Source organism: Granulicella sp. dw_53, from assembly GCF_018449545.1.
Classification (GTDB): Bacteria; Acidobacteriota; Terriglobia; order Terriglobales; family Acidobacteriaceae; genus Edaphobacter.
This window is the reverse complement of sequence record NZ_JAAVUR010000008.1, coordinates 266,797-293,137: the sequence shown is the minus strand read 5'-3', so window position 1 is coordinate 293,137 and position 26,341 is coordinate 266,797. Positions and strand designations below refer to the sequence as shown.

Sequence of the window (26,341 nt, the reverse complement as noted above, 5' to 3'; positions counted from 1 at the left end):
GTTTCTTGTTTAGATGGTTAAACGTCGCCGATTTGAACGGGCTCTTGTTCGAGCTGGATATTGAAGCGGGACTTTACTTCCTGCTGGATGGTGTCGCGCAGGGTGGCGATATCGCGCGCAGTGGCGTGACCGCGGTTGATGAGGGCCAGAGTGTGGCGGGAGGAGATGCCCGCTTCGCCTAGCGTGAAGCCTTTGTGAAAGCCGGCGCGTTCGAGGAGCCATGCGGCGGCCAGCTTGATTTGCCCTCGTTCGGCGGGCCAGTGGGCAATGCTGGTGGGTTCGATTGCGAGGTTTGCGGCCAGGAGATCCAGCGTCGCAGAGGACACCACGGGATTCTTGAAGAAGGAGCCGGCGCTACGACTATCCTGCTCTCCCTCGACCACGAGCATTCCCTTGTTGTACCGGATGGCGCGGACAGCATCGTAGACCTCCATCGGCTTTGGAGTCTGGCCACTCTCAAGTTGCGCGGCGAAGTGCTTTGCGAGGTCCGTATAGGTCAGGTTGGGGGTGGCTGTTGCGTCGAAGCGGAAAGTGACCTGGATGACAATGTACCGGCCCCGATGGGTGCTGTTGAAGATGCTGCGGCGGTAGGCGAAGCCGCAAGCCTCGCGGGACAGAGACACAAAAGTAAGGGTCTCAAGATCGAGTGCACGGACCGAATGGATGGTGTTGGCGACCTCCTGTCCGTAGGCTCCGATGTTCTGGATAGGGCTGCCGCCCACCATGCCTGGGATGCCGGCGAGACATTCGACGCCGCTGATTCCATGCTCACAGACCTGGAGGACGAAGGCGTTCCAGTCGAGTCCGGCGGGGACAGTAATGTCGACGTACCGGTCGTTGGGGGTGGTCCGGGCTGGCGTATCGATCGCGAGGTGCAGGACTAGACCATTGAAGCCGGCGTCGCTGACCAGCAGATTGCTTCCGCCACCCAGGACGAAGATCGCCAGGCCTTGTTGACGGGCGAACTGGACTGCTTCGAGGAGCGCTGATTCGGCGTGTATCTCGCAGAAAAAGCGGGCGGGTCCACCGATCTGGAAGGTCGTATAGGGGGCGAGGGCGACGGACTCCAGGATGCGAAGGTCGGGGCTGAGGGGAGTTGGCACGGGTTGATGGTATTACACCCGGCCCGGGGAGGCGGACGGAAGACGAGTGGCGGAGTACGAGAGGAGTCCGTACAATCCGAAGAGGCGCGGCTTTCACCCGTGGCCCAGGAGAAAAGACTATGTATCCAGAGATTATGGTGATACCGATGCGCGAGGAGTTGACGCGCGCCGGACTGAAGGAAGCTCGTAGTGCTGCCGATGTCGACGCGGCTGTAGCCCAGCCGGGAACGACGATGGTGGTAGTGAACTCGATCTGCGGATGCGCGGCCGGGAAGATGCGTCCGGGAGTTCGTCTGGCGATGCAGCACGGCGCGAAGCCGGATCATGCGGTCACGGTATTTGCCGGACAGGACCGTGAAGCGACCGAGCGTGCTCGCGGCTACTTCGGCGGACATCCCCCCACCTCGCCTGCGATCGCGATCCTGCGGGACGGACAGTTGGTGTACCTGATGCAGCGGTCTGCCATCGAGACCTCCACGGCACCGGCGATCGCCCAGGAACTGGCTCGGGCCTTCGATACCTACTGCGCTCAAACCACTGCTTAGTTTTTTAGTACACCAGCTCGACAGGTCGCGGGAAGGTGGGCTTCCCGCGACTGTTCTGGGCTATTCGCTCCCCCTATTCATCCCGCGCAGAATATGCCATCGTCGTGTCCCTATCAGGGATGCTCAGGGAATCTCCATTGCTATCTCCGCGTTTCGAAGAACGGCCGAGATACACTAAAGCCGGAATTGAGGGCTTGCATGAGACGAGTTTTTCTGGCTCTGACGTTTGGTTTGACGTTCATGAGCAGTTCGAAGAGGCAGATACTCCAGGCAGAGGTACAGACGTCGCCAGTTGCCCCCACAATGTCGGTGGAGGCGCGTAGTAAGGCACTATCCGCGCTTCTCGCGGAGATCTGGGAAGACACCCTCAAGCACTCACCGGAGATGGCGTCCTCGTTGGGGGACAAGCGTTATGACGACCAGTTGACGGACTACTCAGCCGCGGCGGTGAACGCCTCTCTGTCGCGTGGTCTCGGGTTTATCCAGCGGCTGGGCGCGATTGATACGACCGGACTGCCGGAGCAGGAGAAGCTCTCCTCGGCGCTGATGCTGCGCTCGCTAATCGAGGATCAGGAGAGTGCGCGCTTCAAAGAGTGGCAGATGCCGATCAACCAGTTCAACGGCTTCCACACTTCGATGCCGCAACTGGTGAATCAGCTCAGCTTCGATGAGGTGAAGGACTACGACAACTACATAGCGCGGCTAAAGAAGATTCCAACGGCCTTCTCACAAATCCGGACCAACATGGAGATGGGGATGGAGTCGGGGCGGATGCCGCCGGCTTACCTGATGGAGAAGGTGACCGTTCAGGCCCAGACGCTGGCCGACCAGAAGCCGGCCGAAAGCCCCTTTGCACTGCCGCTCAAGAAGTTTCCCAAGACCGTCAGCGCTGCAGAGCAGAAGCGCATCTCCGATGAGGTGCTCGCGGCGATTACAACCGAGGTCCTGCCCTCGTATCTGCGATTCGCGAAGTTCATGAAGGCGCAGTATGTGCCCGCTGGACGCAAGGAGCCGGGGGTCTGGTCGCTGCCGGATGGCGATGCTTACTACGCCTTCAGGATTCGGCAGAGCACAACGCTGAACAAGAGCGCGAGCGAGATCCATCAGATCGGGCTGGATGAGGTGAAGCGCGACGAGGCCGAGATGCTGGCCATCGTGAAGAAGCTCGGGTTCAGCGATATGAAGAGCTTCAGCGCTGCCTTGAAGGCGAATCCGAAGGAGCATCCGACATCGAAGGAACAGTTGCTGGGCACGTATCGCGGCTATCTGGACCAGATGAAGCCAAGACTGCCTGAGCTCTTCGGCAGGCTGCCGAAGGCTCCGCTGGAGGTAGTAGCGGTTCCCGCGTACGTGGAGAAGGATCAGGCGGCCGCCTATTACGAACCAGGCACTCCGGATGGGAAGCGTCCGGGCCGGGTCAACATCAATACCTACAACTTTGCGGAGCGTCTGCTGACTCCGGTAGAGGCGGTCTCGTACCACGAGGGGATTCCCGGGCATCATCTACAGATCGCCATTGCACAGGAGCTGACGGGAATTCCAGAGTTCCGCAAGCAGTCCTACTACACGGCCTATACGGAGGGTTGGGGTCTCTACAGCGAGCGGCTGGGCAAGGAGATAGGCTTCTACCAGGACCCGTATAGCGACTACGGCCGGCTAGAGGCGGATATCTGGCGGGCGATCCGGCTGGTGGTCGATACCGGAGTTCACTCCAAACACTGGACGCGGCAGCAGATGGTGGACTACTTCCGGGAGCACTCGGCCATCGACGAGACGAACATCCAGGCGGAGGTCGATCGCTACATCGCGTGGCCGGGCCAGGCGCTCGGCTACAAGATGGGCCAGTTGAAGATCCTCGAGCTGCGCCAGCGGGCACAGACTGCGCTAGGTCCGCAGTTCAGCCTCAAGGCATTTCACGATGTGGTGCTGGACTCCGGGGCGCTGCCGATGGATGTACTGGAACAACAGGTAGATAGCTGGATCGCCGCGCAGAAGGACGCTCCGAAGGCCCGATAGGTCTGGTAGCCTTTGAAGATGAAAGACGAGACGATTGAGATTGTAGTTCCCGCGCCAGCGATGCCGGGTTTGAAGGTTGCGATCATCGGTGCGGGCAAGATGGGAGGCATTCTGCTGCAGGCCTTCCTCAAGAATCACCTGGTAGCTCCGGATCAGATCTTTGCGACGGTGCAGCACCCGGACCGGGCGCAGGCGCTCTCCGCTCAGTTCGGCATCGATGTGACCACGGACAATCTGGCGGCGGCGGAGCAGGCGGACGTGATCCTGCTGGGCGTGAAGCCGATCCAGGTTCCAGACCTGATTGCACAGATCAAGCCGGCGCTCACGCCGCAGAAGATGCTGCTGTCGTTCGCGGCGTCGGTAAAGACGCGCAGCATCGAGGACGGTGCGGGCTGCGAGCTGGCCGTTGTTCGAGCAATGCCGAACACTCCGGCGATGATTGCCGCCGGCGTCACTGCCTTGTGCGCGGGACGTTTCGTCTCGCCAGAAGATATGGCCATCGCCCAGCGAATCTTCAACACGGTCGGGCGAACGGTAGTGGTGGACGAGAAGCATATGGACGCCGTGACGGGGCTTTCGGGCTCAGGGCCAGCGTTTCTCTACATCATCATCGAGGCGCTGGCCGAGGCAGGCGTCAACGTCGGCCTGCCACGCGACGTGGCGACGTTACTGGCGGCACAGACGACCTACGGCTCCGCGCGGATGGTGCTTGAGACTGGATATCACCCGGCGCTGCTAAAGGACCAAGTGACGACCCCGGCGGGATGTACCGTGGACGGCATTCTGGAGCTGGAAGAGGGTGGGTTGCGGGTCACTCTCATCAAGGCAGTTAAACGCGCAACGCAACGAGCTAAAGAACTTGCCAATGGCTGACATCGCTCCACGAGTGGCCAGTTTCAGAGCGTTAGAATAAACCTATGACGACAATCAGCATCCCCGTGCAAAGCAAGACTCCCACACGAGCTTTAGTGGCCTTTGCATGGTTTGCGCTGTCGTTCATGGTGCTGGTGGTGCTGTGGGGTGCAGTCGTCCGGGCGACCAGCTCCGGTGCGGGATGTGGCGCGAACTGGCCGCTCTGCAATGGAGACTTCTTTCCGCACCATCCCCGGTTGGCCACGGTGATCGAGTTTACGCATCGCTCCATGAGCGGAATCTGCACCTTCCTCGTAGTGGCTCTGCTGGTTTGGACCTTCTACGGGACAGAGCGCGGACATCGTGCACGAAAAGCCGCTGTCTGGTCCGCGGCCCTTCTGGTCATGGAGGCCTTCCTCGGCGCGATGCTGGTCCTGCGGCACTACGTGGAGAACAACATCTCCACGGGCCGGATTGTCATGCAGTCGATCCACTTCACGAACACGATGCTTCTACTCGCGGCACTTGGATTGACGGCCTGGTTCCTGGGAAGGGCTCCCGAGCGGCGAACTAGAGAGCAAGCAGCGGAGGGGGCAAAGAGCATTGCCGTGCTGGCGATAATCGCCACGATCGTGGTGGGGGCAACAGGATCGCTGGCCGCGCTGGCAGATACGCTCTTCCCCTCTCCCAGTCTGCAGGCTGCGTTGGCAGCAGACTTTGCCGCCTCCTCACCCCTTCTCGTACGCATGCGATGGGTGCATCCTGCCGCCTCGCTGATCGGCCTGGTATGCGTCCTGCTGCTGGCACGAAAGGTGAAAACCCGCCTCAGCCGGTTCGTTCTTATGATGGTGCTCGCTCAGATCGTATTGGGTGTAGGAGACGTCCTGTTGCTGGCTCCCACATGGATGCAGGTAGTGCATCTGCTTGGAGCGGATATCTACTGGATTGCACTGGTGGGCTTTGCCGGAGAGGCCTTGTGGCCTGAGAACTTCGGCTCACGAGAGACGCTAAGCCACTTCTTAGCCCAGAACGAAGGGCCCGCCGCGTCTTCAAAATCACGCTGCAGGCCCGTTTAATCCAAATTCAGTTACAAGATCGCCTACTGCGGAGAGGGTTCAGAGGGCTTGCCCGACACCTTGCGAGCAGCCTTCTTCGTTCCACTCTTGGTCTTGTGATACGCCTTCTTGGTGCCCTGCTTGATGCCGTGTCCCGTATCCTTTGCCGCGCCCTTGGTCTCAGAGCCAGCATTTTTCATGCTCTGCTTGGCTCCCGAATCGTTCTGGGCAAAGGCGGCAGGCAGACTGAAGGTAAAAGCAGCAGCTAAAACAAGTCCTGCGATGGGGCGGATTGTCATCGTTATCTCCCGGGTCAAAACGATCAGACCCACTTCCCTATAGATTCTGAATCATCCTAGGACGTTGTAGACATTTTGATCACAATGTTCACCCGCCATCTGTCTCCAGCCTGCGAACAAGCACTGAGCATAATCTCAACGGGAGAGCATCGATTTGAGGTATAGTTGCAGCGGTCCGGGACTTAATTCGGGCTGCGAACTTATAATTACGAACGAACTCAACTTGAACTAACCTCTAACCTCAATCGTTCTGCTAATGAAGTTATCCGAGCGATGGCTGTCCAAAGAAACTGCACGGTGCCGCGGTGCCGTAGATTGATGAGAGGGTAGCGCCTGCCTTGAATCGGGTGGGTTCTACTAGGAATACGAACGATGCATGCTGTGGCGACTCTGGCACTTTGGATGGACGGCCGGCAACTGACGAAGCTAGCTCCGGTCGATATTCTGATTCTGGTTCTGTACTTCGTTCTGGTGGTCTTCGTTGGCTTCTACGCCAAGGGCAAGGCCAATACTAGCGAGGACTTCTTCCTCGCGGGACGCGAGATGACGGCGTGGATCGCCGGATTGAGCTTCGTCTCGGCCAACCTCGGGTCGCTCGAACTGATGGGCTGGGCGGGAGCCGCCTATCAGTATGGAATTCTCGCCGCACACTGGTACTGGATCGGCGCGATTCCTGCCATGCTCTTCCTGGGCATCGTAATGATGCCCTTCTACTACATCTCCAAGACCCACTCGGTGCCGGGCTACCTGCAACTGCGCTTTGGAGAAGGGGCACGGGCGCTCAGTGCCGTCTCCTTCGCCATCATGACCATCCTCATGAGCGGCGTGAACATGTACGCCATGGCCGTGGTGATGCAGACCGTGCTGGGATGGAATATCACCTTCAGCATCTGGGTCGGCGCAGGCACGGTGGCTCTCTACGTCATGCTGGGCGGTCTGCGGTCGGCGATCATCAACGAGGTTTTGCAGTTCGTGTTGATCTGGGCTGGCGCGGCGCTGATTCCTATCCTGGGGCTGATCGAGGCAGGCGGTTGGACCAACCTCAAGGCGCAGATCGCGACCAATCTCGGAAGCAGCGACTACACCCACATGTGGACGACGCTGGGCAGCTTCAAAGACAACCCGATGGGCGTGCACTGGACCGGCATCGTCTTTGGTCTGGGATTTGTAATCAGCTTCGGATACTGGACAACCGACTTCCTCGTCGTTCAGCGCGTACTCAGCGCGAATAACCTGCGCGCCGCCAAGATGGCCCCGGTGATCGGAGCGGCCTTCAAGATGGCTGTTCCCTTCATCGTCATCCTGCCCGGACTGCTGGCGCTCGCGGTGTTGAAGAACCCCGATGGCAGCACTATGCACCTGGTCGCAGGCAGCGTTGCGAAGGCGACCGGCCAACATGCCTACGATGAAGTGCTGCCGCTGATGCTGATCCGCTACTGTGGACCTGGCCTGCTGGGGCTTGGAATCACGGCTCTGGTGGCAGGCTTTATGAGCGGGATGGCGGGCAACGTGAGCGCCTTCTCCACCGTCTGGACCTACGACATCTACGGCGCCTTCTTCAACAAGACGGCCAGCGATAAGCACTACGTCGCGATGGGCCGGTGGTCGACCGTAATCGGAATGCTGGTGTCGATCGGAACGGCGTACCTGGTCATGAACGCATCCTCCATCATGGACTATGTACAGGCGCTCTTCAGCTTCTTCATAGCGCCGCTGTTCGGTACGGTCATCCTGGGAATGCTCTGGAAACGCGCCACCAAGGCGGGTGGCTTCTGGGGTCTGCTGGCGGGCACGGCTGCATCCATCGGGATGTGGGCGTGGGTGCAGCGGAGTCCCGACGCGCTGCGCTTCATCGCACTGAGTCCGAATGCGCAGAGCATGGCCGAGAATCTGTATCGCGCGCTGTGGAGTTGGCTGATCTGCGTTGTGGTAACGGTCGTCGTAAGCCTGGTGACTAAAGCGACGCCCATTGCGGAGCTCTCCGGGCTGGTCTACGGCGCAACTCCGATTCCCGACGACGGCGCGACCACCCTCTGGCAGAAGCCATTGTTCTGGGCTTGCGTCGTAATCACCGTCTTCTTCGTACTGAATCTGATCTTCTGGTAAAGAGTGGAAATGGATGGGGGCAAAGCTGTTATGAGTGAGAAAACTGAGATATCGATCTGGTTCTTCTGCGGCATCCTGATGCTGGCATACGGAGTCGTATTGATCGCTACGGGCATTATGGAGTTCAATCACCCGCCTGCGAATGAGGTGCTTCTTCCCTTCTTAAAAGAACTCCATCCGACTCTTTGGTGGGGTGTGTTCCTGACGGCGGTAGGTGGCTTTTACTCAGTCGTCTTCAGACCGGGCAAACAATAACTACATTCAGATCTCGCAAGATTGAATCAACAAAGACCCGCAGGGCGATGGAGCGAAATGGCAAAGCAGATGACGATGGGCGTAATTGTTGGCAACCGTGGATTCTTTCCCAGCCACCTGGCGACCAGTGGAAGACTGGAGATGATTGCGGCGTTGGAGGCAGTAGGGATCAAACCGATCGTGCTGACCCCGGAGGAGACGGCGCACGGAGCGGTCGAGACCTACGAAGACGCGAAGAAGTGCGCGGCTCTCTTCAAGGCACATGCAGCCGAAATCGACGGCATCATCATCACGCTGCCGAACTTCGGCGAAGAGCGTGGACTTGCGGATGCGCTCCGGCTGGCCAATCTTCGGGTGCCGGTCTTGATCCAGGCCACTCCGGATAACGCCAGCAAGATGAGCATCGCGTTCCGGCGCGACAGCTTCTGCGGCAAGATGTCCATCTGTAACAACCTGAAGCAGTATGGAATTCCCTACTCGTTGACGCGGCTCCATACTGAGGCGCCGGACTCGCCAGAGTTCAAGGCGGATCTGCAGTGGTTCTCAGCGGTCTGCCGGGTCGTGGACGGACTGAAGAATCTGCGCATCGGCGCAATCGGTGCTCGTCCAACGGCGTTCAACACCGTTCGCTACTCCGAGAAGCTCCTGGAGAAAAGCGGCATCACCGTCGAGACGCTGGACCTGAGCGAAGTAATGGGCCGGATCGGCCGCATGAAGGACAACGACGATGCGGCGCAGGAGAAGCTCGCTGCCATTCGCAAGTACATCCCCGTCGGCGAGACCCCCGAAGCAGCTTTGATGAAGATGGCAAAGCTGGGAGCGGTGATCGACCACTGGATGAAGGCCAGCGAACTGACCGTGAGCGCGGTGCAGTGCTGGACCTCGATCGAGGAGTTCCTGGGCATCGTTCCCTGCACCGTCATGAGCATGATGAGCGAGAACCTGATTCCCTCGGCCTGCGAGGTGGACGTCCTGGGCACCCTCAGCATGTACGCCCTGACCCTCGCCAGCGAGACGCCCTCCGCGCTGCTCGACTGGAACAATAACTACGGCGACAACCCGGACAAGGCGGTCTGCTTTCACTGCTCGAACCTGCCGAAGCACTTCTTCAACGAAGGCGTGAAGATGGACTATCAGTTGATCATCGCCGGAACGGTCGGCAAGGAGAACACGCACGGCACGCTCGACGGAACAGTAAAGGCCGGCGCCATGAGCTATGCGCGCTTCTCGACGGATGACTTTGGTGGGCAGATCACCGGTTACGTCGGAGAAGGAGCCTTCACCAACGATCCGCTGAACACCTTCGGCGGAGCGGGCGTAGTCGAGATCCCCAAGATGCAGGAGCTGCTGCGCTATATCTGCGAGAACGGCTTCGAGCACCACGTCGCGGCTAACTTCTCGACCACCGCGGCGCCCGTATACGAGGCAGCCACCAAGTATCTGGGCTGGAAGATGCACTGGCATAAATAGCGGATGAAGTGAGAGTTAATCAGAGGCGGTCATCCATCCCGGTGGCCGCCTCTTACATCTGTCATTCATAATGAGCAGGTAGTCTCGTTTACCTATGCCAGTGAAACGCGCCACTCCCGTAAAGCGTTCCGCAGCGAAGAGAGCTGCTGTTAAACAGCATCCTGCGCCCATCGTAGAGAACCGCTTCTTCAGCCGGGACGAATCCTGGCTTCGCTTCAATCAACGCGTCCTCGAAGAGGCACAGGATCCGACCAATCCAGTGCTGGAGAGAGTAAAGTTCCTCGCCATTACGGCCAGCAATCTCGACGAGTTCGTCGAGATTCGGGTGGCGAGCTTCCTGCAGCGCATCGAAGACGGCTACGATCAAGCCCAGCCCCTCGACGAGGGCGGCCTGAGACCTCAGGAGCGGTTGGACCGGCTGAGCGAACTCATCGAGGCGTTCGTCGAAGCCCAGTACCGCTGCTGGAACGAACAGCTTCTGCCGGCCATGGCCGCGGAAAAGATCCGTGTCCTCCGTTGGGAGGAACTGGGCGATGCAGCCCACACGCACGCCTTGAAGTTCTTCGAGAACGAGGTCGATCCGTTGCTGACACCGGTCACGATCGATCCATCCCATCCCTTTCCACGGGTCTTGAACAAAGCACTCTGTATCGCGCTTCTGCTCCGCCACAAACGAAGGACGACCGCCGGCACCAAGCCGAATACGATCCTCGGAGTAGTTACGGTGCCTCGATCGCTGCCCCGTCTGGTGTGCTTGCCATCCGAGACGGGCCACTGCGACTTCATCTTCCTGCATGAACTCATCGAGTCGCAGTTAGAGCGGATGTTTCGCGGCTACGAGATTATGTCCCGCTCGGCGTTCCGGGTCACGCGCAACAGCAACCTCTACATGCAGGAGGAGGAGTCGCGGTCGGTCCTCGAGAGCGTCCGCGCCGAGCTGCATAACCGCCGCAAGGGCGATGCCGTGCGGCTGGAGATCGAGAGTTCGGCCACCGAGGAGATCGTCGAAAGACTGCGAACCAACTTCGAGTTAGAGCCATCACAGGTCTTTCGGACCAACGGTCCGGTCAATCTCTCCCGCCTGATGAATTTGTACTCCGAGGTCAAACGTCCGGAGCTGAAGTACGAGCCGTTCGTAGCCAAAGAATACAAGTTGGAAACCAAGTCCGCCGATCTCTTTGAAGAGTTGCGCAAGAAGGACGTGCTGCTGCACCACCCATTCGACTCCTACAAAGCAGTCGAAGACTTCATTGAAGCAGCGGCTGTCGATCCCGCAGTGATCTCGATGCGCCAGACTCTCTACCGGACCAGCAAGGATTCGCCGATCTTCCGCGCTCTGATCGAGGCAGGCCAAAGCAAGGAAGTGACAGTAGTAGTAGAGCTGATGGCGCGCTTCGACGAAGACTCGAACATCCGGTGGGCACGCGAGCTGGAGGACGCCGGAGTGGGGGTCTTCCACGGCATCTTTGGCCTGAAGACGCACTGCAAACTGGCTCTGCTGGTACGCCGCGATCCAGACGGCGTGCTACGTAGATACGCTCATCTCGGCACCGGCAACTACAACCCTGTGACCGCCCGCTTCTACACCGATATCAGCCTGATGACCTCGCGGCCCGAGCTCACCGCCGCCGCGCATCGCGTCTTCAACTACCTTACCGCCGAGACAGATACCGGCTCCTACAGTCCTCTAATGGTCGCGCCATTGACTCTGCTGGATGGCCTATTTAAGTTGATCGAACGCGAAGCAACTCACGCCCGTGCAGGCAAGCCGGCCGCAATCGTCGCCAAGATGAACGGTCTGCTGGACCGCAGGGTCGTAGAGGCTCTCTACGAAGCCTCGCAGGCCGGGGTGGAGATCGATCTGATCATTCGCGGAATGTGCTCGTTGCGGCCCGGGGTCAAGGGGCTCAGCGAACGGATCCGCGTGCGAAGCATCGTAGGCCGCTTCCTCGAGCATAGCCGCATCTTCAGCTTCTACAACGGAGGCGACGAGGAGGTCTACTGTGGCAGCGCAGATTGGATGCCGCGCAACCTCGTCGAGCGCTGCGAGGTCGTCTTCCCGGTGAAACAACCAGAGCTGGCGAAGCGGCTGCGTCACGAGATCCTGGGCGCATATCTGAAGGACAACACCAAGGCCCGGCTGCTACGGCCAAACGGAGAGTACGTACGCGCCCCCCAAACCGGCGCACCGTTCAGCTCGCAGGAGTTCCTGATGGCCGTAGCCACAGGTACCGAAGCCAGCGCGGTAACAGTTGCCCGAACCGTCCCCAAATCTGCTTCTAAAAAGCCAAAGCTGCCGGCGAAGATCGATGATGAGGCAGAGACGGCGGACGCCATCGAAGCAGCCAACGTCGAATAGCCTTACAAAACCCTTTGGAGAGAAGAAACGTTCTTAAACGAAGCAGGCCGAGCCAAATGGCTCGGCCTCTTTCGTTGTAACGACTACTGCACCTTGAAGGTTACATTCGCGCTGTGGACGACAGTCCCTGTAGCAGTGGTCGAGGAGGCAGTAACCCGAATGGTGTAAGTCCCCGCCGTAGCGTTTGTCACCCCACCAGTCCCGGTCCCCGTACCCGTGCCACCCGTGCCCGTACCAGGAGCACTGACCGCCCCCGAACCGCAGCCGAGCGCTCCGAAGGCCGCCACCGAAAGCACTGCCGCTAACAGAGCCCCCCAGCGCCGGCGACGCGGCAACACAAGAAGCAGTGCCGAAGCCAGAGCCGCTCCAGAGCCCGCCACATACCACGGAGCAGGATGAGAAATCTGCTTCGTAGAGTTCACTTGCTTCGAGAAACCACCGGCAGTCGATGCAAAGGCGGTTAGTACAAAGTTAGTCGTGGCGCTGGTGCCCGAACTGACGACGACCGGGGAGACTGAAAACGTATATCCAGCCGCCAGGTCGGAGTCAGCCGTCGATGCACTCAAGGTAACCGTTCCCGTGAATCCATTGACCGGTGCAATCGTGAAGACCACGGCGGGAGCAGTCCCGCCCGACGCGACCGTCGTGGAAGCTACGCAAGGGGTAAAGGAAAAATCAGGCTTAGTCGCGGAGACCACATCGATCCCGCCAAGCAATCCCGCAGCCTCCGAATCCGCTGGGCCAAGCAGCGATGCCTTCGATCCGGCATACACACTATCGCCCGAGTAGACCGCCGAGACAGTATGACCACCCGAAGCCAAACCAGAGGTCGCCAAAGTGTAGCTGGCCGTCCCTCCGGAGAGGGCGACCGGAGAGCCATTCGCCACGCCGTCGACGAAGATCTGTACGGTTCCGGTCGGAACGGTCGCCGACGTCCCGGCAACCTTCACGGCAAGAACGATGTTCGCTGCAGTCCCGCACACGGGATTGGCGGTAGAGAGGGTCGTAACACTAATCCCCTGACCGGCGCCGGCGGTCGCGCTGATAGGAGTGACAACCTTCCAGTTGTTGGCAAGGTTGAAGGCGTCGACCGAACCCCAACCTGTCGCCTGATCGTAACCAGTGCCGGCGCTATAACCGATCGTGCCACCCGTGGGGCAGTTCTGAGTTCCGGCAGTGCAGGCGCTGCTGTTATTTCCGCTCGTGATGTCGTGGAAGACCGTAGCGCTGGAACTGCTGTTCGCCAGCGCATAAAGAACCGGCCCGGCGTTGCCGATGCGAGCTCCGATCTTCTGCTCGACCAGGGCCAGGATGCCGGCAAAAGAAGGCGTGGCAACCGAAGTTCCGCCCACTACCGAGAGGGATTGCCCGTCCGCTGCCCGGAAGCCGGTGACGCAGGAGCCCGAGGAGCAGTAGAGCGAGCCGTCGTGACCAGAGGCCGAGTTGAGCGAGATATCCGGAGTATCACGAGCGGAATCCTGCGGAACGGTAGCGCCGATCTGCCAGTAAGGTTTGCTGAAGAAGGAGCTCGCACCGCCTCCGCCCGCACCCAGACCGTTAGCGGCGCTGGATTCGTTCCAGACCATCTCGGGGATATAGCTCAACGCCGAGCCGCCGTTAGTGTTGTTCGTTGTGCTCCAGAAAGCGCTATCGGCCGCGATAAACATCGAGCCACCCGCCGCGGTGACGTAGGGCGAGCTGGCGGGAAAGTCCACGGCCAAGCCAGCCACGGCCGGATAGTTGCCTGCATCGCAATCGGTCGCGCCCGCATCTCCCGTAGGACCGACGACCGTCAATCCCTGGGCGTTGGCTTGCTGGAAGTATTGGTTCATGGTCGTCATAAGAGACGTCCCCAGAGCGCCCTCGCAGTTGCCGTAGCTGATCGAAAAGATCGGTGCCAGATTATCGCTGATCCCGCTGATCAACGACGTGAAAACATCGGTCGAGTTGACGTAGATAATATTGGCGCCAGGAGCGACCGCACCCGCCCACTCCACGTCGAGCATCGCCTCGGGCACGTCTGGCGTCGAGGTGCCCGGGCTAGTTCCATAGAGTTTAGTGGCAAAGATCGGAAGAGCCTGCCCCGTACAGGAGTTCTGCGAGATCGTCTGCCCAGTCGTAAGGGTCGCAAAACAGTATCCACCCAGGCCCGACGCAGTACGAAACGCGGTAACATCTGCCGTGGCGATATTCGTCTGTCCTACGATCGCGACCGTGACACCCGCTCCGTTAATCGAGCTCGTCAAAAGCGGCTTTACGTCGTAGATCGTGTAGAAGTCCCCTGGGGCGATGTAATGGCTTCCAGAGACCGAGGAGGTAAACTTCGGCTGCAGTCCTGTCGTGTCGGCGGCCTCGGGTGTCACTACCCGTGTGCGCGCGCGAGACTTGAGCTTAAGGTCGTTCAATCCCACGACATCGGTGACGACAGCCGCGATGCCCGTGGGAAGCACTGGATCGGTCATATTCGAGATATGCTGTTCGCCGTCGACCATCAGGCTGTGAATCGTAGTCCCGAAGGCCGTCTGGGCCTGAGCGACGGTCCCCTTGAAGGAGATGAAGTTCGAGCTACGGGACGTCCCCGTCACCGTGAAGCCCTGTGAGGTGAGCCAGGCAGACACCTTGGCAAGATCGGCGGCGCTGAGCCCAAACTGAGCGCCGAACTGCTCTGGGGTGACCCACTCTTTATATCGGGAAGAGCTGGGGTTCTGAAGATCGATCAGAAGCTGGTTCAACGCAGCCTGTTGGGCATCGGTCCTGCTAAAGGTCAGCATCATGGAATCGAGCAGACGGTCGGCTGGAGCCGCGCCAAGATCGCCTCCCGTAAGGGCCCGGGGTGGAATCGTATGCTGTAAGGCGACTTTGGAGCTTCCCACCGAGGAGATCCGGTTTTGAACGGCGGCAAAGGTAAAGGGGGCGGCAAGAAGCAAAAGTGTGGCGAGGACTGGACGAAACGACAAGCGTCGAAGCATGGGGAGTGTTTCCTGCCTTACTGAAAAGTGGAGTCGCAGACCTCGGGCAGGACGCAAGTGGCCCGAAGCAAGTTTGTTACGAATCTTTGGAACAAAACATTCCGACTCGTGAGACGTGCTTTTTCAAATCGAGTGTTACAAACTTGTCTCAATTACAAAGTTGTCTCATTAGACCTGAAACTGGAAAAAAGGTTGCGATTGGACAGGAATAGTCTTGTTGATGGATCGGTTACAAAATCCAGAATAGGAAAATGACATCTTGGGACCTCACTGGATGCACTATTGGATCGTGACTTGGTACTGGTAGGTATGGCGTACCGTGTTCACCCCGTCGCTACCTGCGGTAGTGATATTGAAGACCTGCGTGCCCAGTGGTGTACCGGGATCGCCCGGAGTGGCCGTAGTGGAGCCGGCTGGCGCATTAACGCCATCCCCGCAGCCAAGACCGGGTAAGAGCAACACCACCACGAAAGCAGTCAGGAGGAGCGGCAGGGCCCGGCGCCGGCGGGGCAGCCCAAAGCAGAGTAGGAACGCAAGCGCTGACCCCGCCCCTAGAGACCACGGAACTCCCCCACCTCTCGCACCAGCCTGCTGGACCGGTTTAGCCTTCGCGGCGGTCGTCGTAAGGGTCATGGTGGTCGAGCCTCCCCCCTGTAGCGACGCTGGGCTGAAAGCGCAAGTGATCTCCGTCCCAGCAGGAGGGGTGCAGCCAAAGCTGACCGTGCCGTTGAATCCCCCCAACAGACCCACTAACATCACCGCCTGACCACCCTGTCCAGCCTTCAAGGTCAGCGTCTGGGGAACCATCGTCACGGTGTAGTCGGCCAGGGTCAGTGGCAAAGTGGCGGAGGTCACGGCTGCGAAGTTGGCATCTCCGCTATAGACCGCGTTAACAGCGTGAGTCCCGCCAAGCAGGCCGGTAGTGGTAAACCGGGCGATCCACTGGTTGGGACCGTTGGGGGTAAGACCAACCGCCCCGGTAAGTCCACCCAACTGGACCATGTTCGCGCCATAAGTATCGTAAAAGCTGACCGTCCCGGTGGGGACCACAGCATTCGTCGCTGCAGTAAAGACGGTAGCCGTAAAGATGATATTCACTCCGGCAAGGGCGCTGGAGACGTTCGAAGTGAGCGAAAGCGTCGACAAAAGCAGGGTAGGCGTGACTGCCAGCGGAGTAGAGGTGCTCCCGGCCCAGCTCGCGTCACCGTCGTAGGTGGCAACGATGCTATGCGAGATATTTCCAGCAAGGATGGCACTGGCCGTAGCCCGGTTGGAGCCGACGTCCACAGCGCTAATCACCTTGCCGTTATCGTAGAAGGTCATCGTGCCAGTGAAGCTATAAGGCCCCGGACCGTTTCCCGCGGAGGAGATATTCGCCGTGAGGGTGACCGGTTGACCGGCTAGAGGAACAGCCGGCGTAGCCGTGACATTGACAACGCTCTTCCCCTTGACCGTCACAAGAGAGAGATTGACCGGTGTCTGGCAGACAAAGTTGGAGTTCCCCACACACGTCACCTGAACCGTATAGGTTCCAGGTAGCGGTGCAGCCACAACGATATTGGCAGTCCCGCTATTGCCACCCGAGCTCGCTGTCATGGTCGCACTGTAGACACCCCCAGCGACGCCCTGGACCGAGGCCGTCACCGCCCCCGTCGGAGGAACACTGGCGCCGGTAAGTGTAACCGTGGCGACGACCGTAGCGATGCTGCCATAAGGCACATTTACACCGGGAGAGATGCTGGCGGCGATGGTTCCATTGGCGGCGCTGACCGCAAGGATCACTGCGCTGGCGTTGCTGCTGGAGGCATAGTTCGTGTCGCCTTCGTAGGTCGCCGTAACCGAGTAGGTTCCAACGTTAAGCACCGTGCTGAGGTTCAAGGTAGCCGTGCCCGTACCGTCAATCGTGGCGCTGCCAAGAGTCCCCTGCGTCGCGGAGGTAAAGGTCACCGTCCCCGTCGGACTGGCGTTCGTATACACCGGAGCCAGTACCTTCGCGGTAAGGATCACAGACTGCCCAGAGGTCAGCGTATAGCTGCTCGAAGTGAGCGTGGTGGTCGTCTCGAACGATCCGGTAGCGCGCGGAAAGACCTTCGCCAGCACCCCCAGGTCGACCACCCCGAGCCCCGTAGCAGGCTCCCATGTCCCCGCGGCAGCCGCGTCCGGCTGCGTGTAGAGACCCGGCGTGGTAGCCAACGAGTAGAGGATAGAGTTGATGTTTCCCTGCCGGCTGCCCGTCTCACGGAATAGAGTCGTCAGCGTCTGGGTAAGCCCGGCAACCGAGCCGACAGTGAGATCCGGCTGATGGCGCAGCGTATCCTGCGGCAGGCCGGCAGCCACCTGCCACTCCGGACGTCCCTCTTCCAGTGCAAGACTTGCATCCGGAGCGGCGGCAGCGCTCGCGTTCAGCGCCGTAACCTCCGGAAGGCTCATCAACAAGCCCGGCTGTCCCGTAGTAGCGTCTCCCGACGTGCAAGTGTCCGTAGCAAGAACCGTAATCCCCTGCGCGCTCGCCTGGCGAAAGAGCGCATGATAGGCGTCTACATCGGCGGAAGATAAATCCATCGAGCAGGAGGCCATCGCAAGGCTGAGAAGAGGCGATGCATTCGCGTCAATCGCAGCAGCAGCCGTCGATAAGGGATCGGAGTCGGCCGCAATCACTAGCGCCGAAGCTCCATTCATTGAAGCGGCGATCAAGCTCGTCGGCACAGTGGGAAGATCGTCCAGACCCGAGACACTCGCAATCATCGGCGCAACGGAGACCGGCAGAGAAGGCGCGGAGGAGTTAGAAAAATGTAACTTCCCAGCGACCACATAGCGATGTAACGAAGCGGCAAAAGCACGCTGCACCTGATCCGCCGTCCCGGAGAGCGTCACTCGAGTCTTCGCAGACGACACCGACGCAACGGCAAGCCCCTGCGTCTGCGCCCACGCCGTAAGACTCACCAGTTGCTCGTCCGTAGCCCCATAATCAGCGGCAAACTCCTGCGGCGTAATCCACTTGTGATACCGGTTCGAAGTGCGAGTCGTCTGGCTCGCGAGTAACTCATCGAGCGCGGCAGCACGCTCCGGCGTGAGCGCAATCCGAAGCGTCACAGCGACAGACTGCGAGGCAGGCAACGGCCCGGCATCGGTAATAGCGTCACTATCAAGAGTCGAGACAGCAAAAGCACGGGCCGCAACGACAGATCGTTGTGCCTGGAGAGAACCCGGAGAACAGATGAGCAGCGCGGACAGCAAACAGAGCAGGATCGCCAAGGACGGAAGCTTCCGGTGTCCGCGGAGAAGAGACTGCAAAATCGACATAGGTATGAGCACGATGGTTACAGAGCGATACCTAAAAGGCAATACGAAACGCCATTCTTTAGAGGTACTGTGGCTGGTGCTTTTGTGGGATGGTTCCTTACAAAGCAAGCCTCGCAGAGGCCGAACGAAGAGATATCTCCCTAAAGCGAATACTTCCCTGCCTCGATAAAGTGCCGTGCAACCTGCCGGCGAAGCGCGATAGTATCCTCCCCATCGTGCTTCGAGAGTCGTCGCAGAATCGCCGCCTGCGTCCGCAGCATATCCCCCTCAGCCACCGCCGCAATAATCTTGCGCGCAGCCAACTCGGTCCTCTCAAAAGCTGTAGCCGCATAGACGCGAGCCATAGCCACCGGAACATCCCCGCCCATCTTCTCCGCCCGCAAAACAGCCGACTCCATAGCAAAGACCTCGATGATCATATCCGCAAGAGTGCCCATCACCTCCTGCTCATCGGCGATCTTGGTCATGTATCTCTGCGTAGCCCCTCCAGCAGCAAAGAGGGTAAGCTTCTTCGCCGCAGCCAGCAGATGAAACGCCCCCGCCAACGCGCCATCCAGATCCTCCTTGAGGATAGGACCAGCCATCACCTCATCCATCAGACTCTTGATAGCGGGTATTAAAGCCAGCTTGCCAGACATCGCAGACTTCATCATCCATCCCGTAATAATCAGCCGATTAATCTCGTTCGTCCCCTCAAAAATGCGGTTGATACGCGAATCGCGGTAGGCTCGCTCCGCCGGATACTCCTCGACGTAACCGTAACCTGCAAAGATCTGAAGATTCTCATCTACGACCATGTCGAGCATCTCCGAGGCCCACACCTTCACAATCGAACACTCCACCGCGTAGTCCTCGATGCGCCTCTGAATCTCTCTCGTGTCGTCCTTCTCCACACCCGTCAGCGCTGCGTCGATAAGCCCAACCGTTCGATAGCACACCGCCTCACCGACAAACACCCCGATCGCCATATTGGCCAGCTTCTCTTGAATCAACCCAAACTCGCAGATAGATCTTCCAAACGCCTTGCGATCCTTCGCATAGCGCAGCCCGTTATTGAACGCCCCACGCGCCGCACCAATGGCTGCATTGCCCAACTTATAACGTCCCACATTCAGAATATTGAAGGCAATATGATGCCCCTTCCCAACCTCGCCAAGCAGATTGCCCACAGGAATCTTGCAATCACGAAAGATCAGCGGAGTAGTAGAGCTCCCACGAATGCCGAGCTTATGCTCCTCCTTGCCAGGAGTGAAGCCAGGCGTGCCCTTCTCCACCAGGAAGGCCGTGAGCCTCTCCTTCCCCGCATCCTTGCCTTCCGTCACCAGGCACTTCGCAAAGACGGTGAAGATATCCGCGAACCCACCATTCGTGATCCACATCTTCTCGCCGTTCAAGGTGTAGCTCGTCCCATCGGCCGAGAGCACCGCCCGCGTGCTCGCATTCACAGCGTCCGACCCCGAAGAAGACTCCGAGAGCGCATACGCTCCCACGTAGCTGCCATCCGCCAGCTTGGGAAGATATCTCAGCTTCTGCTTCTCAGTGCCATACCAGACCAGCGGCAGAGTCCCAATACCAGTGTGCGCAGAGAACGACACCGAAAAGCTCCCCTGCTTGGAGATATTCTCCGCAATAATCGCAGAGCTCGCCTTGTCCATCTCCATGCCGCCATACTCCTCCGGAATATCCGCCGCAGTAAGACCCAGCCCCGCGGCCTCCTTGATCAAACGCCGCGTAACGGAGAAGTCCTTCGCCTCAATCGCATCGGAGTTAGGAACGACCTCATGCATCGCAAAGTCAGCCGTAGTCTGCGCGATCTGGCGATGCTCCTGCGTAAAGTCCTCTGGAAAGAAACAATCCGCAGGGCTAGGATTGCTGATGAGAAAACTGCCGCCTGCAATCCGAAGAGCAGCGGTCGGTGCGATGAGTGTTGCCATGGTGTGGCTCCTGACTTCTGAACTTTAGTGAATAGCCTCGAAGATCCCCGCTGCGCCCATCCCCCCACCCACGCACATCGTCACCATCCCATACCTCGCCTTGCGGCGAGGCATCTCGCGTAGCAGAGTCGCCGTAAGCTTCGCCCCCGTGCACCCCAGCGGATGCCCAAGAGCGATAGCTCCTCCATTGACATTCACCTTGGCCGGATCGATCCCCAGCACCTTCAGCACAGCAAGCGACTGCGCGGCAAAGGCCTCATTCAGCTCGAACAGATCAATTTGGTCCAGCGTAAGACCCGCAAGCTTCAGCGCCTTGGGAATCGCATACACCGGCCCAATCCCCATCTCCTCCGGCTCGCAGCCCGCATAGGCAAACGCGACAAACTTCGCCATCGCCGGAATCCCAAGCTGCGCAGCCCGCTCGGCAGACATCACCACCGCAACCGCCGCACCGTCTGAGTTCTGCGAAGAGTTCCCCGCTGTCACCGTCCCCTTGGCATGAAAGACAGCCTTGAGCTTCGCCAACGCATCCAGAGAAGTATCCCTCCGAGGTCCCTCATCCTCCTCGAAGATCGACTCCAAAGACTTTGCCCGATCCTCTCCTTCAACGGTGGTCCTTGTAACAGGAACCGGCACAATCTCATCCTCGAACTTACCCTCCGCGATCGCAGCCAGCGCCTTCTGGTGCGACTCATAGGAGAACTGGTCCTGCTGCTCTCTCGAGATGCCATAGTGAGCCGCCACACGCTCCGCGGTCAGCCCCATCGACATATAGCTACAGGGATGGTTCTCCACCAGCCATGGATTCACCGAGATCTTATTACCACCCATCGGCACATACGACATACTCTCCGTGCCCCCCGCGAGGATGACCTCTGCCCCGCCCCCACGAATGCGGTCCGCCGCAAGTGCGATCGACTGAAGACCCGAAGCGCAGTAGCGGTTGATCGTCATCGCAGACGTCGTAACCGGCAGCCCCGCCCGCAAGCTGGCGATGCGGGCGACGTTCATTCCCTGCTCCGCCTCCGGCATGGCGCAGCCCAGGATTACGTCCTCCACCTCCGCCCGGTCGAGCTGCTGCAGACGCGCAAGCGCTCCATTGATCGCGACCGCCGCAAGATCGTCAGGACGCGTCGTCCGAAGCCTCCCTCGTGGCGCCTTGCCAACAGCAGTACGAACAACGGATGCAATAACGACGTCTCTCATGGATGCAGCCCTTCTAATTCCGCAAAGGTTTACCCGTCTTCAGCGTGAAAGCAATCCGTTCCTGTGTCTTCTTCTCTCCGCAAAGCGACAGAAACGCCTCGCGCTCCAGATCCAGCAGATATCGCTCGCTGACCAGCGTGCCGGCGGTAACCTTGCCTCCACACAACACATGCGCAATCCTGTCGGCAATCTTGGCGTCATGGTCGGAGATGTACTGCCCCTCGCGCATCGTCCACACCGCCAGCTTCAACGTGGCGAGCACCGACTCACCCGGCGCAGCAATATCCGCTCGCACAACCGGCGCGGAGTAACCTCCATCGGCCAGATCGCGAGCCTTATGCTTGGCATCCGTCACCAGCCGTTCGCGGTTCATCGTAATCGCATCACCTGCACAAAGAAATCCAAAGCCCCGAGCCTCTACCGCGGAGGTAGAAACCTTGGCCATCGCAATCGTCTCGAAGTTCTTCTTCAACGCCTCGAAGCTCTCCACCCCTTCGCCCCGCGTGTCCGGCCGAATGCTCGAGCCCGCTGCAATCGAGCGCAGCACCATCTCCTTGCAGCCTCCTCCGGCAGGAATCAAGCCGACACCAGCCTCAACCAGCCCCATATAGAGCTCAGCATGCACCTGCCGGGCTGCGGCATGAATCGCAATCTCAACGCCTCCCCCCAGACACATCCCATACGGAGCAACCACCACCGGCCTGGGGCAAAACTTGATCGCCTGCGTCATGTTCTGGAAACCCCGAACCATCAGGTCGACCTCGTCCCACTCCTCCTCTTGCACAGCAAGCAGCAACTGCATCAGGTTCGCGCCCACCGAGAAGTTCACCGAATCACCAGTAATCACGAAGGCTTCAAAGTTCGCCACCTGCTCACTCGTCGGCCTCAGCGTCTGCGTGATCAGAGAGACGATGTCCTCCCCCAGCGCATTCATCTTGGAGTGAAGCTCAATCGCGGCAACACCATCGCCCAGGTCGATCACCGACGCGCCAGGGTTCTTCCTCACCACACAATGCGTCTTCTTCATCAAGGCAAGTGATGTCACACCCACTACGGCAGGCACAGGTTGATAGCTCCGCGTACCCGGATCGAAGTACCGGCGTCCACTAGGCGTAGTGGAGTCGTCCTGGTACCAGCTCTCCCCCGCTGACAGAAGCGCTTCAACGTTCGCCGATACAGGCGCTCCAGCAGCCCGCATCTTCTCCGTCGTCGTCCGAACACCCGCCGCATCCATCATCTCGAAGGGGCCAAGCTCCCAGTTGAAGCCTGTCTTCATCGCCGTATCGATCTCGACGATGTTGTCGGCAATCTCAGGAATCCGGTTCGCCGCATACGTGAACAGCTCCGTCAACAGAGGCCAGTAGAAGGCCGCAGCCTTATCGCCCTGCGTATCGGCATGGAGCATCTGCGGAATGCGCGTCGCTGTCGAGTCGATGTTCTTCGCCATCTCCAGAGCGGGAAACTTCGGCCGCACGCTGGGCTTATACTCCAGCGTCTGCCAGTCCAGCACTTGGCGAACCTCGCGCCCCTGCTCGTCCTTGCCTTCCTTCTTATAGAAACCCTGCTTCGACTTGTCGCCAAGCCACCCTTTATCGAGCATCTGCCCAATAAAGGCAGGCAACCTCACTTCGGCGCGCTCATCGCCTATCTGCTCTGCCTGCGCAGCAAAATTCTTCGTAACATGCGCCAGAATATCGATCCCCACCATATCGGCGAGCCGAAAGGTCGCCGTCTTCGGCCAGCCCAGGGCAGAGCCCGTTAGCGCGTCCACCTCTTCCACCGTTAGGCCTTGCTCCACCATCAGGCGTACGGCGTTCGTCAGGGTAAAGGTGCCGATGCGATTGGCAATGAAGTTCGGCGTATCGTGCGAGTACACAATCGCCTTACCCAGCCGCCGGTCGCAAAACTGCGCAATCAGCGCGACGTCCGCCGCATCGCTATCCGGAGTAGAGATGATCTCCAGCAGCCGCATATAGCGCGGCGGATTGAAAAAATGCGTGCCGAACCAGTGATGCCGAATCTCGTCCGGCCTGCCTTCAACAATCTTGTGCACAGGCAGGCCGCTGGTATTCGTGGTCAGGATAGAACCCGGACGGCGATGCTTCTGAACTCTATCGAGCAGAGCTCGCTTGATATCCAGATCCTCAGCGACCACCTCGATGGTCCAGTCGCAATCTCCGATCAACGCCAGATCGTCCTCGAAGTTGCCCGGAGTCAGCAGCCTGACCGCGTCGGGAGTATAGAAAGCGGCAGGTTTGGATCTCTTTAACCCCTCGAGCGCTGCCAGGACAAATCTGTTCCGCTCCGCGCGAGGCGCATCGGACGCCACTCCCAGCGGAACCATATCCAGCAGAACCACCGGCACTCCAGAATTAGCGATGTGCGCAGCAATCCTCGAGCCCATCGTTCCGGCTCCCAGCACAGCCACCTTGCGGATCTGCCTCGACGTTCTGGACGGTCTGGAAGTGGTGCTGGGTGGCATCTTGCGAACCCCGGCGGACGATTCTTCTGAACGTCCAGAAGCCTACTGAATGGTTATTCATTTCGTCAAGTTAATGATTGGTGAATCCTCCTCAAGTCATCTCTTCCGTGCTACGTTGAGCTTTATGGCGACATATCTTGAGCAATCGCTAACCAAGTTGAAGCACTTCGAGGGCAGTGTCCCATGGATGTATCGCGACACCGTAGGCAAGGTCACGGTAGGGGTCGGGCTGATGCTGCCGAACGTCGAAGCCGCCCTCGCCCTTCCCTTTACCCTCTCCGGACGGGCAGCCACCGCTGCGGAGATCAGGGCCGACTTTGCCCGTGTAACCGCCATGGTCGAAGGCAAAACCGCTGCATATTACCGAATACCCGAATCCCCTCAACTGGGCGAGGAGACCATCGATACCAAGCTCCTCAACGTACTACGTCAGTTTGAAACCAGGCTCCAGACCGCATTGCACGGCTACGACCAGTTTCCCGATGCCGTAAAACTGGCCCTGCTGGACATGGCGTATAACCTCGGACCCGCGGCGCTACTCTCCGGCTATCCGCACCTGATTGCAGCCGTGGAACAAGGAAACTGGGTGCGAGCCGCCGCGGAATGCACCCGCCAGGGCCCCAGTGCAGAACGCAACACCTGGACTCGCGGGCAGTTCCTCGCTGCCGTCGTCACTACCATCAAGGCCGAAGCGGAGAGCTGGTGGGCAAGGCTCGTCCGCCGTCTGCGCGACCTTTGGCGCTGAACCGCGTCCCAGAAAGACCGGTCTCTTTTCGTGCCGCTCAGGACAAAGCAGCGCACCAGACGAGAATCCGTTATTGTTAAGGCTCTGTGTGGAGGGAAGTCGATTGCGGCTATTTCGTGTAATTCCTTGTTTGATTGCCTTGAGTCTTGCGGCGGTCTCTGTGACGGCGCAGGATCTGGCCAGTTTTGAGAAGCGAACCACGGTCAAGGTGCTTCCCAACGGTCTGACGCTGATCGTGTGCGAGCGCCCTGAAGCTCCTGTCTTCAGCTTCTATACCTTGGTGGACGCTGGCTCCGCGGACGACCCTCAGGGCGACAGCGGCCTCGCCCACATGTTCGAGCACATGGCCTTCAAAGGCACCAACGAGGTAGGCACCACCAACTTCCCCGCCGAGAAGGTCGCGCTGGCCAAGGTAGAGATCGCCTACGCCGCCTACAACGGCGAGCAGCGCAAGCTCGTCGGCCAGGATCCAGCCAAGCTTGCCTCACTCAAAAAGACCTTCGACGAAGCAGTAGAAGCAGCAGGCAAGTACGTCGTGCCCAACCAGTTCTCCGAGATCGCCGAGGAGAACGGCGCAGTCAACCTGAACGCCTCCACCAGCGAAGACTCCACCCAATACTTCTGGAGCATGCCGTCCAATCGTCTCGAACTCTGGGCCTACCTTGAGAGCGGCCGCATCGGCCACCCGGTCGAGCGCGAGTTCTACAAGGAGCGCGACGTGGTACAGGAAGAGCGCCGCATGCGCATCGACTCCGCCCCCATCGGCCGCATGGTCGAGCAGTTCCTCGCCACCGCCTACGTCGCTCACCCCTACGGACGCAGCGGCGTCGGCTGGGAGAGCGAGATCAGCCAGGTCACCGCCACCGAGGCCGAAGCCTTCCACAAGAAGTACTACGTACCCGCAAACATCGTCGTCGCAGTCGTCGGCGACCTCAAGGCCAGCGAAGCCATGCCCGTCCTGACCAAATACTTCTCGGCGATCCCCGCGGGCCCCAAGCCCGAGCCGATGACCACCATCGAGCCCAAGCAGTTCGCCGAAAAGTCCGTCGTCATCACCGAGCAGAGCCAGCCCTTCTACATCGAGGGCTACCACCGCCCCGACTATCGCGACCCCGACGACTCCGTCTACGACGCCATCACCGATATCTTCTCGAACGGCCGTACCGCCCGCCTCTACCGCAGCCTCGTCCGCGACCAGCGCATCGCCGCTGCTGCTGAAGGCTTCAGCGGCTTTCCCGGAGTAAAGTATCCTGGCCTCTTCGCCTTCTACGCGGTCCCCTTACCCGGCCACACCCCTGAAGAGATGCGAGTCGCGATCCAGAAAGAGCTCGAACGCCTCAAGACAGAGGACATCACCGACGAAGAACTGGCCCGCTACAAGACCCGTACCAAGGCCGATCTGCTTCGTGGCCTCGCCGACAACGAGGGCCTCGCCCATCAACTCGCCGAGTACCAGACCCGCTTCGGCGACTGGCGCGAGTTGTTCAACCAACTCAAGAAGGTGGACGCCGTGAGTAAGGCCGACGTAAGGCGCGTAGCAAACCAGACATTCGTCCCAGCCAACCGGACCAGCACGCGAATCGAATTCGCGGACGCCCAACCGAAGACACCCAAGAGCGCTGGGGGTGCGGAATGAGAACCT

17 protein-coding genes are annotated in these 26,341 nt (G+C 59.5%); 10 read left to right on the top strand and 7 right to left on the bottom strand.

The window, feature by feature from the left end; genetic code table 11:
* Positions 1–17 precede the first annotated feature (17 nt).
* The gene (locus tag HB393_RS14755) at positions 18–1,103 is read right to left on the bottom strand and encodes a UDP-N-acetylmuramate dehydrogenase (RefSeq protein WP_213805932.1); all 1,086 of its coding nucleotides are present in this window, start codon (positions 1,101–1,103) and stop codon (positions 18–20) included.
* A gap of 119 nt (positions 1,104–1,222) precedes the next feature.
* Here HB393_RS14755 and HB393_RS14750 point away from each other — a divergent pair, with 119 nt between their 5' ends.
* The 4 genes from HB393_RS14750 (at position 1,223) to HB393_RS14735 (ending at position 5,592) form a co-directional block, all read left to right on the top strand.
* Entirely contained in the window at positions 1,223–1,648 is a 426-nt protein-coding gene (locus tag HB393_RS14750) for a BrxA/BrxB family bacilliredoxin (RefSeq protein WP_213805931.1), read from the top strand.
* Between the two features lie 198 nt (positions 1,649–1,846).
* Positions 1,847–3,664 carry a DUF885 domain-containing protein gene (locus HB393_RS14745; RefSeq protein ID WP_255551144.1) on the top strand — a complete coding sequence of 606 codons (1,818 nt, stop codon included), beginning with the start codon at positions 1,847–1,849 and terminating at the stop codon, positions 3,662–3,664.
* 18 nt (positions 3,665–3,682) lie between these two features.
* A complete protein-coding gene (gene proC / locus HB393_RS14740; protein ID WP_213805930.1) occupies positions 3,683–4,537 on the top strand; it encodes a pyrroline-5-carboxylate reductase in 855 nt (284 codons plus the stop codon).
* Between the two features lie 44 nt (positions 4,538–4,581).
* On the top strand, positions 4,582–5,592 hold the full coding sequence (locus HB393_RS14735; protein ID WP_213805929.1) for a COX15/CtaA family protein: 1,011 nt from the start codon (positions 4,582–4,584) through the stop codon (positions 5,590–5,592).
* A gap of 23 nt (positions 5,593–5,615) precedes the next feature.
* Here the strand turns inward: HB393_RS14735 and HB393_RS14730 are convergent, their stop codons facing one another.
* Positions 5,616–5,870, bottom strand: coding sequence for a hypothetical protein (locus HB393_RS14730; protein WP_213805928.1), 255 nt, complete (start codon positions 5,868–5,870; stop codon positions 5,616–5,618).
* Between the two features lie 372 nt (positions 5,871–6,242).
* Between HB393_RS14730 and HB393_RS14725 the strand changes: the two genes are divergently transcribed.
* The 4 genes from HB393_RS14725 to ppk1 all read left to right on the top strand — a co-directional run bounded on the left by HB393_RS14725 (position 6,243) and on the right by ppk1 (position 12,060).
* Positions 6,243–7,976, top strand: a complete 1,734-nt coding sequence (locus HB393_RS14725) for a sodium:solute symporter family protein (RefSeq protein ID WP_255551143.1) — start codon at positions 6,243–6,245, stop codon at positions 7,974–7,976.
* Between the two features lie 30 nt (positions 7,977–8,006).
* On the top strand, positions 8,007–8,231 hold the full coding sequence (locus tag HB393_RS14720) for a hypothetical protein (protein WP_213805927.1): 225 nt from the start codon (positions 8,007–8,009) through the stop codon (positions 8,229–8,231).
* A gap of 57 nt (positions 8,232–8,288) precedes the next feature.
* Entirely contained in the window at positions 8,289–9,701 is a 1,413-nt protein-coding gene (locus HB393_RS14715) for an L-fucose/L-arabinose isomerase family protein (RefSeq protein WP_213805926.1), read from the top strand.
* Positions 9,702–9,795: 94 nt separating this feature from the next.
* Positions 9,796–12,060 (top strand): polyphosphate kinase 1, encoded by a 2,265-nt coding sequence (gene ppk1, locus HB393_RS14710; protein ID WP_213805925.1) that lies wholly within the window; start codon positions 9,796–9,798, stop codon positions 12,058–12,060.
* An 83-nt stretch (positions 12,061–12,143) separates the two neighbouring features.
* Here the strand turns inward: ppk1 and HB393_RS14705 are convergent, their stop codons facing one another.
* From HB393_RS14705 to HB393_RS14685, 5 genes are all read right to left on the bottom strand, one after another.
* Positions 12,144–15,029 carry a protease pro-enzyme activation domain-containing protein gene (locus HB393_RS14705; protein ID WP_213805924.1) on the bottom strand — a complete coding sequence of 962 codons (2,886 nt, stop codon included), beginning with the start codon at positions 15,027–15,029 and terminating at the stop codon, positions 12,144–12,146.
* Between the two features lie 279 nt (positions 15,030–15,308).
* The gene (locus HB393_RS14700) at positions 15,309–18,284 is read right to left on the bottom strand and encodes an Ig-like domain repeat protein (protein WP_213805923.1); all 2,976 of its coding nucleotides are present in this window, start codon (positions 18,282–18,284) and stop codon (positions 15,309–15,311) included.
* Between the two features lie 188 nt (positions 18,285–18,472).
* Entirely contained in the window at positions 18,473–20,266 is a 1,794-nt protein-coding gene (locus tag HB393_RS14695) for an acyl-CoA dehydrogenase family protein (RefSeq protein ID WP_213805922.1), read from the bottom strand.
* Positions 20,267–20,290: 24 nt separating this feature from the next.
* A complete protein-coding gene (locus HB393_RS14690; RefSeq protein WP_213805921.1) occupies positions 20,291–21,472 on the bottom strand; it encodes an acetyl-CoA C-acyltransferase in 1,182 nt (393 codons plus the stop codon).
* Between the two features lie 13 nt (positions 21,473–21,485).
* Positions 21,486–23,954: a 3-hydroxyacyl-CoA dehydrogenase/enoyl-CoA hydratase family protein gene (locus HB393_RS14685; RefSeq protein ID WP_213805920.1), complete on the bottom strand. Its 2,469-nt coding sequence runs from the start codon at positions 23,952–23,954 to the stop codon at positions 21,486–21,488.
* Positions 23,955–24,078: 124 nt separating this feature from the next.
* Between HB393_RS14685 and HB393_RS14680 the strand changes: the two genes are divergently transcribed.
* Both HB393_RS14680 and HB393_RS14675 read left to right on the top strand, forming a co-directional pair.
* Positions 24,079–24,699 carry a hypothetical protein gene (locus tag HB393_RS14680; protein ID WP_213805919.1) on the top strand — a complete coding sequence of 207 codons (621 nt, stop codon included), beginning with the start codon at positions 24,079–24,081 and terminating at the stop codon, positions 24,697–24,699.
* Positions 24,700–24,802: 103 nt separating this feature from the next.
* Positions 24,803–26,335 carry a pitrilysin family protein gene (locus HB393_RS14675; RefSeq protein WP_255551142.1) on the top strand — a complete coding sequence of 511 codons (1,533 nt, stop codon included), beginning with the start codon at positions 24,803–24,805 and terminating at the stop codon, positions 26,333–26,335.
* Positions 26,336–26,341: the final 6 nt, after the last annotated feature.

Coding starts and splice junctions, on each gene's coding strand:
- HB393_RS14695 (WP_213805922.1), bottom strand. CDS start 20,266: ATGGCAACACTCATCGCACCGACCGCTGCTCTTCGGATTGCAGGCGGC.
- HB393_RS14750 (WP_213805931.1), top strand. CDS start 1,223: ATGTATCCAGAGATTATGGTGATACCGATGCGCGAGGAGTTGACGCGC.
- proC (WP_213805930.1), top strand. CDS start 3,683: ATGAAAGACGAGACGATTGAGATTGTAGTTCCCGCGCCAGCGATGCCG.
- HB393_RS14725 (WP_255551143.1), top strand. CDS start 6,243: ATGCATGCTGTGGCGACTCTGGCACTTTGGATGGACGGCCGGCAACTG.
- HB393_RS14705 (WP_213805924.1), bottom strand. CDS start 15,029: ATGCTTCGACGCTTGTCGTTTCGTCCAGTCCTCGCCACACTTTTGCTT.
- HB393_RS14730 (WP_213805928.1), bottom strand. CDS start 5,870: ATGACAATCCGCCCCATCGCAGGACTTGTTTTAGCTGCTGCTTTTACC.
- HB393_RS14685 (WP_213805920.1), bottom strand. CDS start 23,954: ATGCCACCCAGCACCACTTCCAGACCGTCCAGAACGTCGAGGCAGATC.
- ppk1 (WP_213805925.1), top strand. CDS start 9,796: ATGCCAGTGAAACGCGCCACTCCCGTAAAGCGTTCCGCAGCGAAGAGA.
- HB393_RS14720 (WP_213805927.1), top strand. CDS start 8,007: ATGAGTGAGAAAACTGAGATATCGATCTGGTTCTTCTGCGGCATCCTG.
- HB393_RS14715 (WP_213805926.1), top strand. CDS start 8,289: ATGGCAAAGCAGATGACGATGGGCGTAATTGTTGGCAACCGTGGATTC.
- HB393_RS14680 (WP_213805919.1), top strand. CDS start 24,079: ATGGCGACATATCTTGAGCAATCGCTAACCAAGTTGAAGCACTTCGAG.
- HB393_RS14690 (WP_213805921.1), bottom strand. CDS start 21,472: ATGAGAGACGTCGTTATTGCATCCGTTGTTCGTACTGCTGTTGGCAAG.
- HB393_RS14735 (WP_213805929.1), top strand. CDS start 4,582: ATGACGACAATCAGCATCCCCGTGCAAAGCAAGACTCCCACACGAGCT.
- HB393_RS14745 (WP_255551144.1), top strand. CDS start 1,847: ATGAGACGAGTTTTTCTGGCTCTGACGTTTGGTTTGACGTTCATGAGC.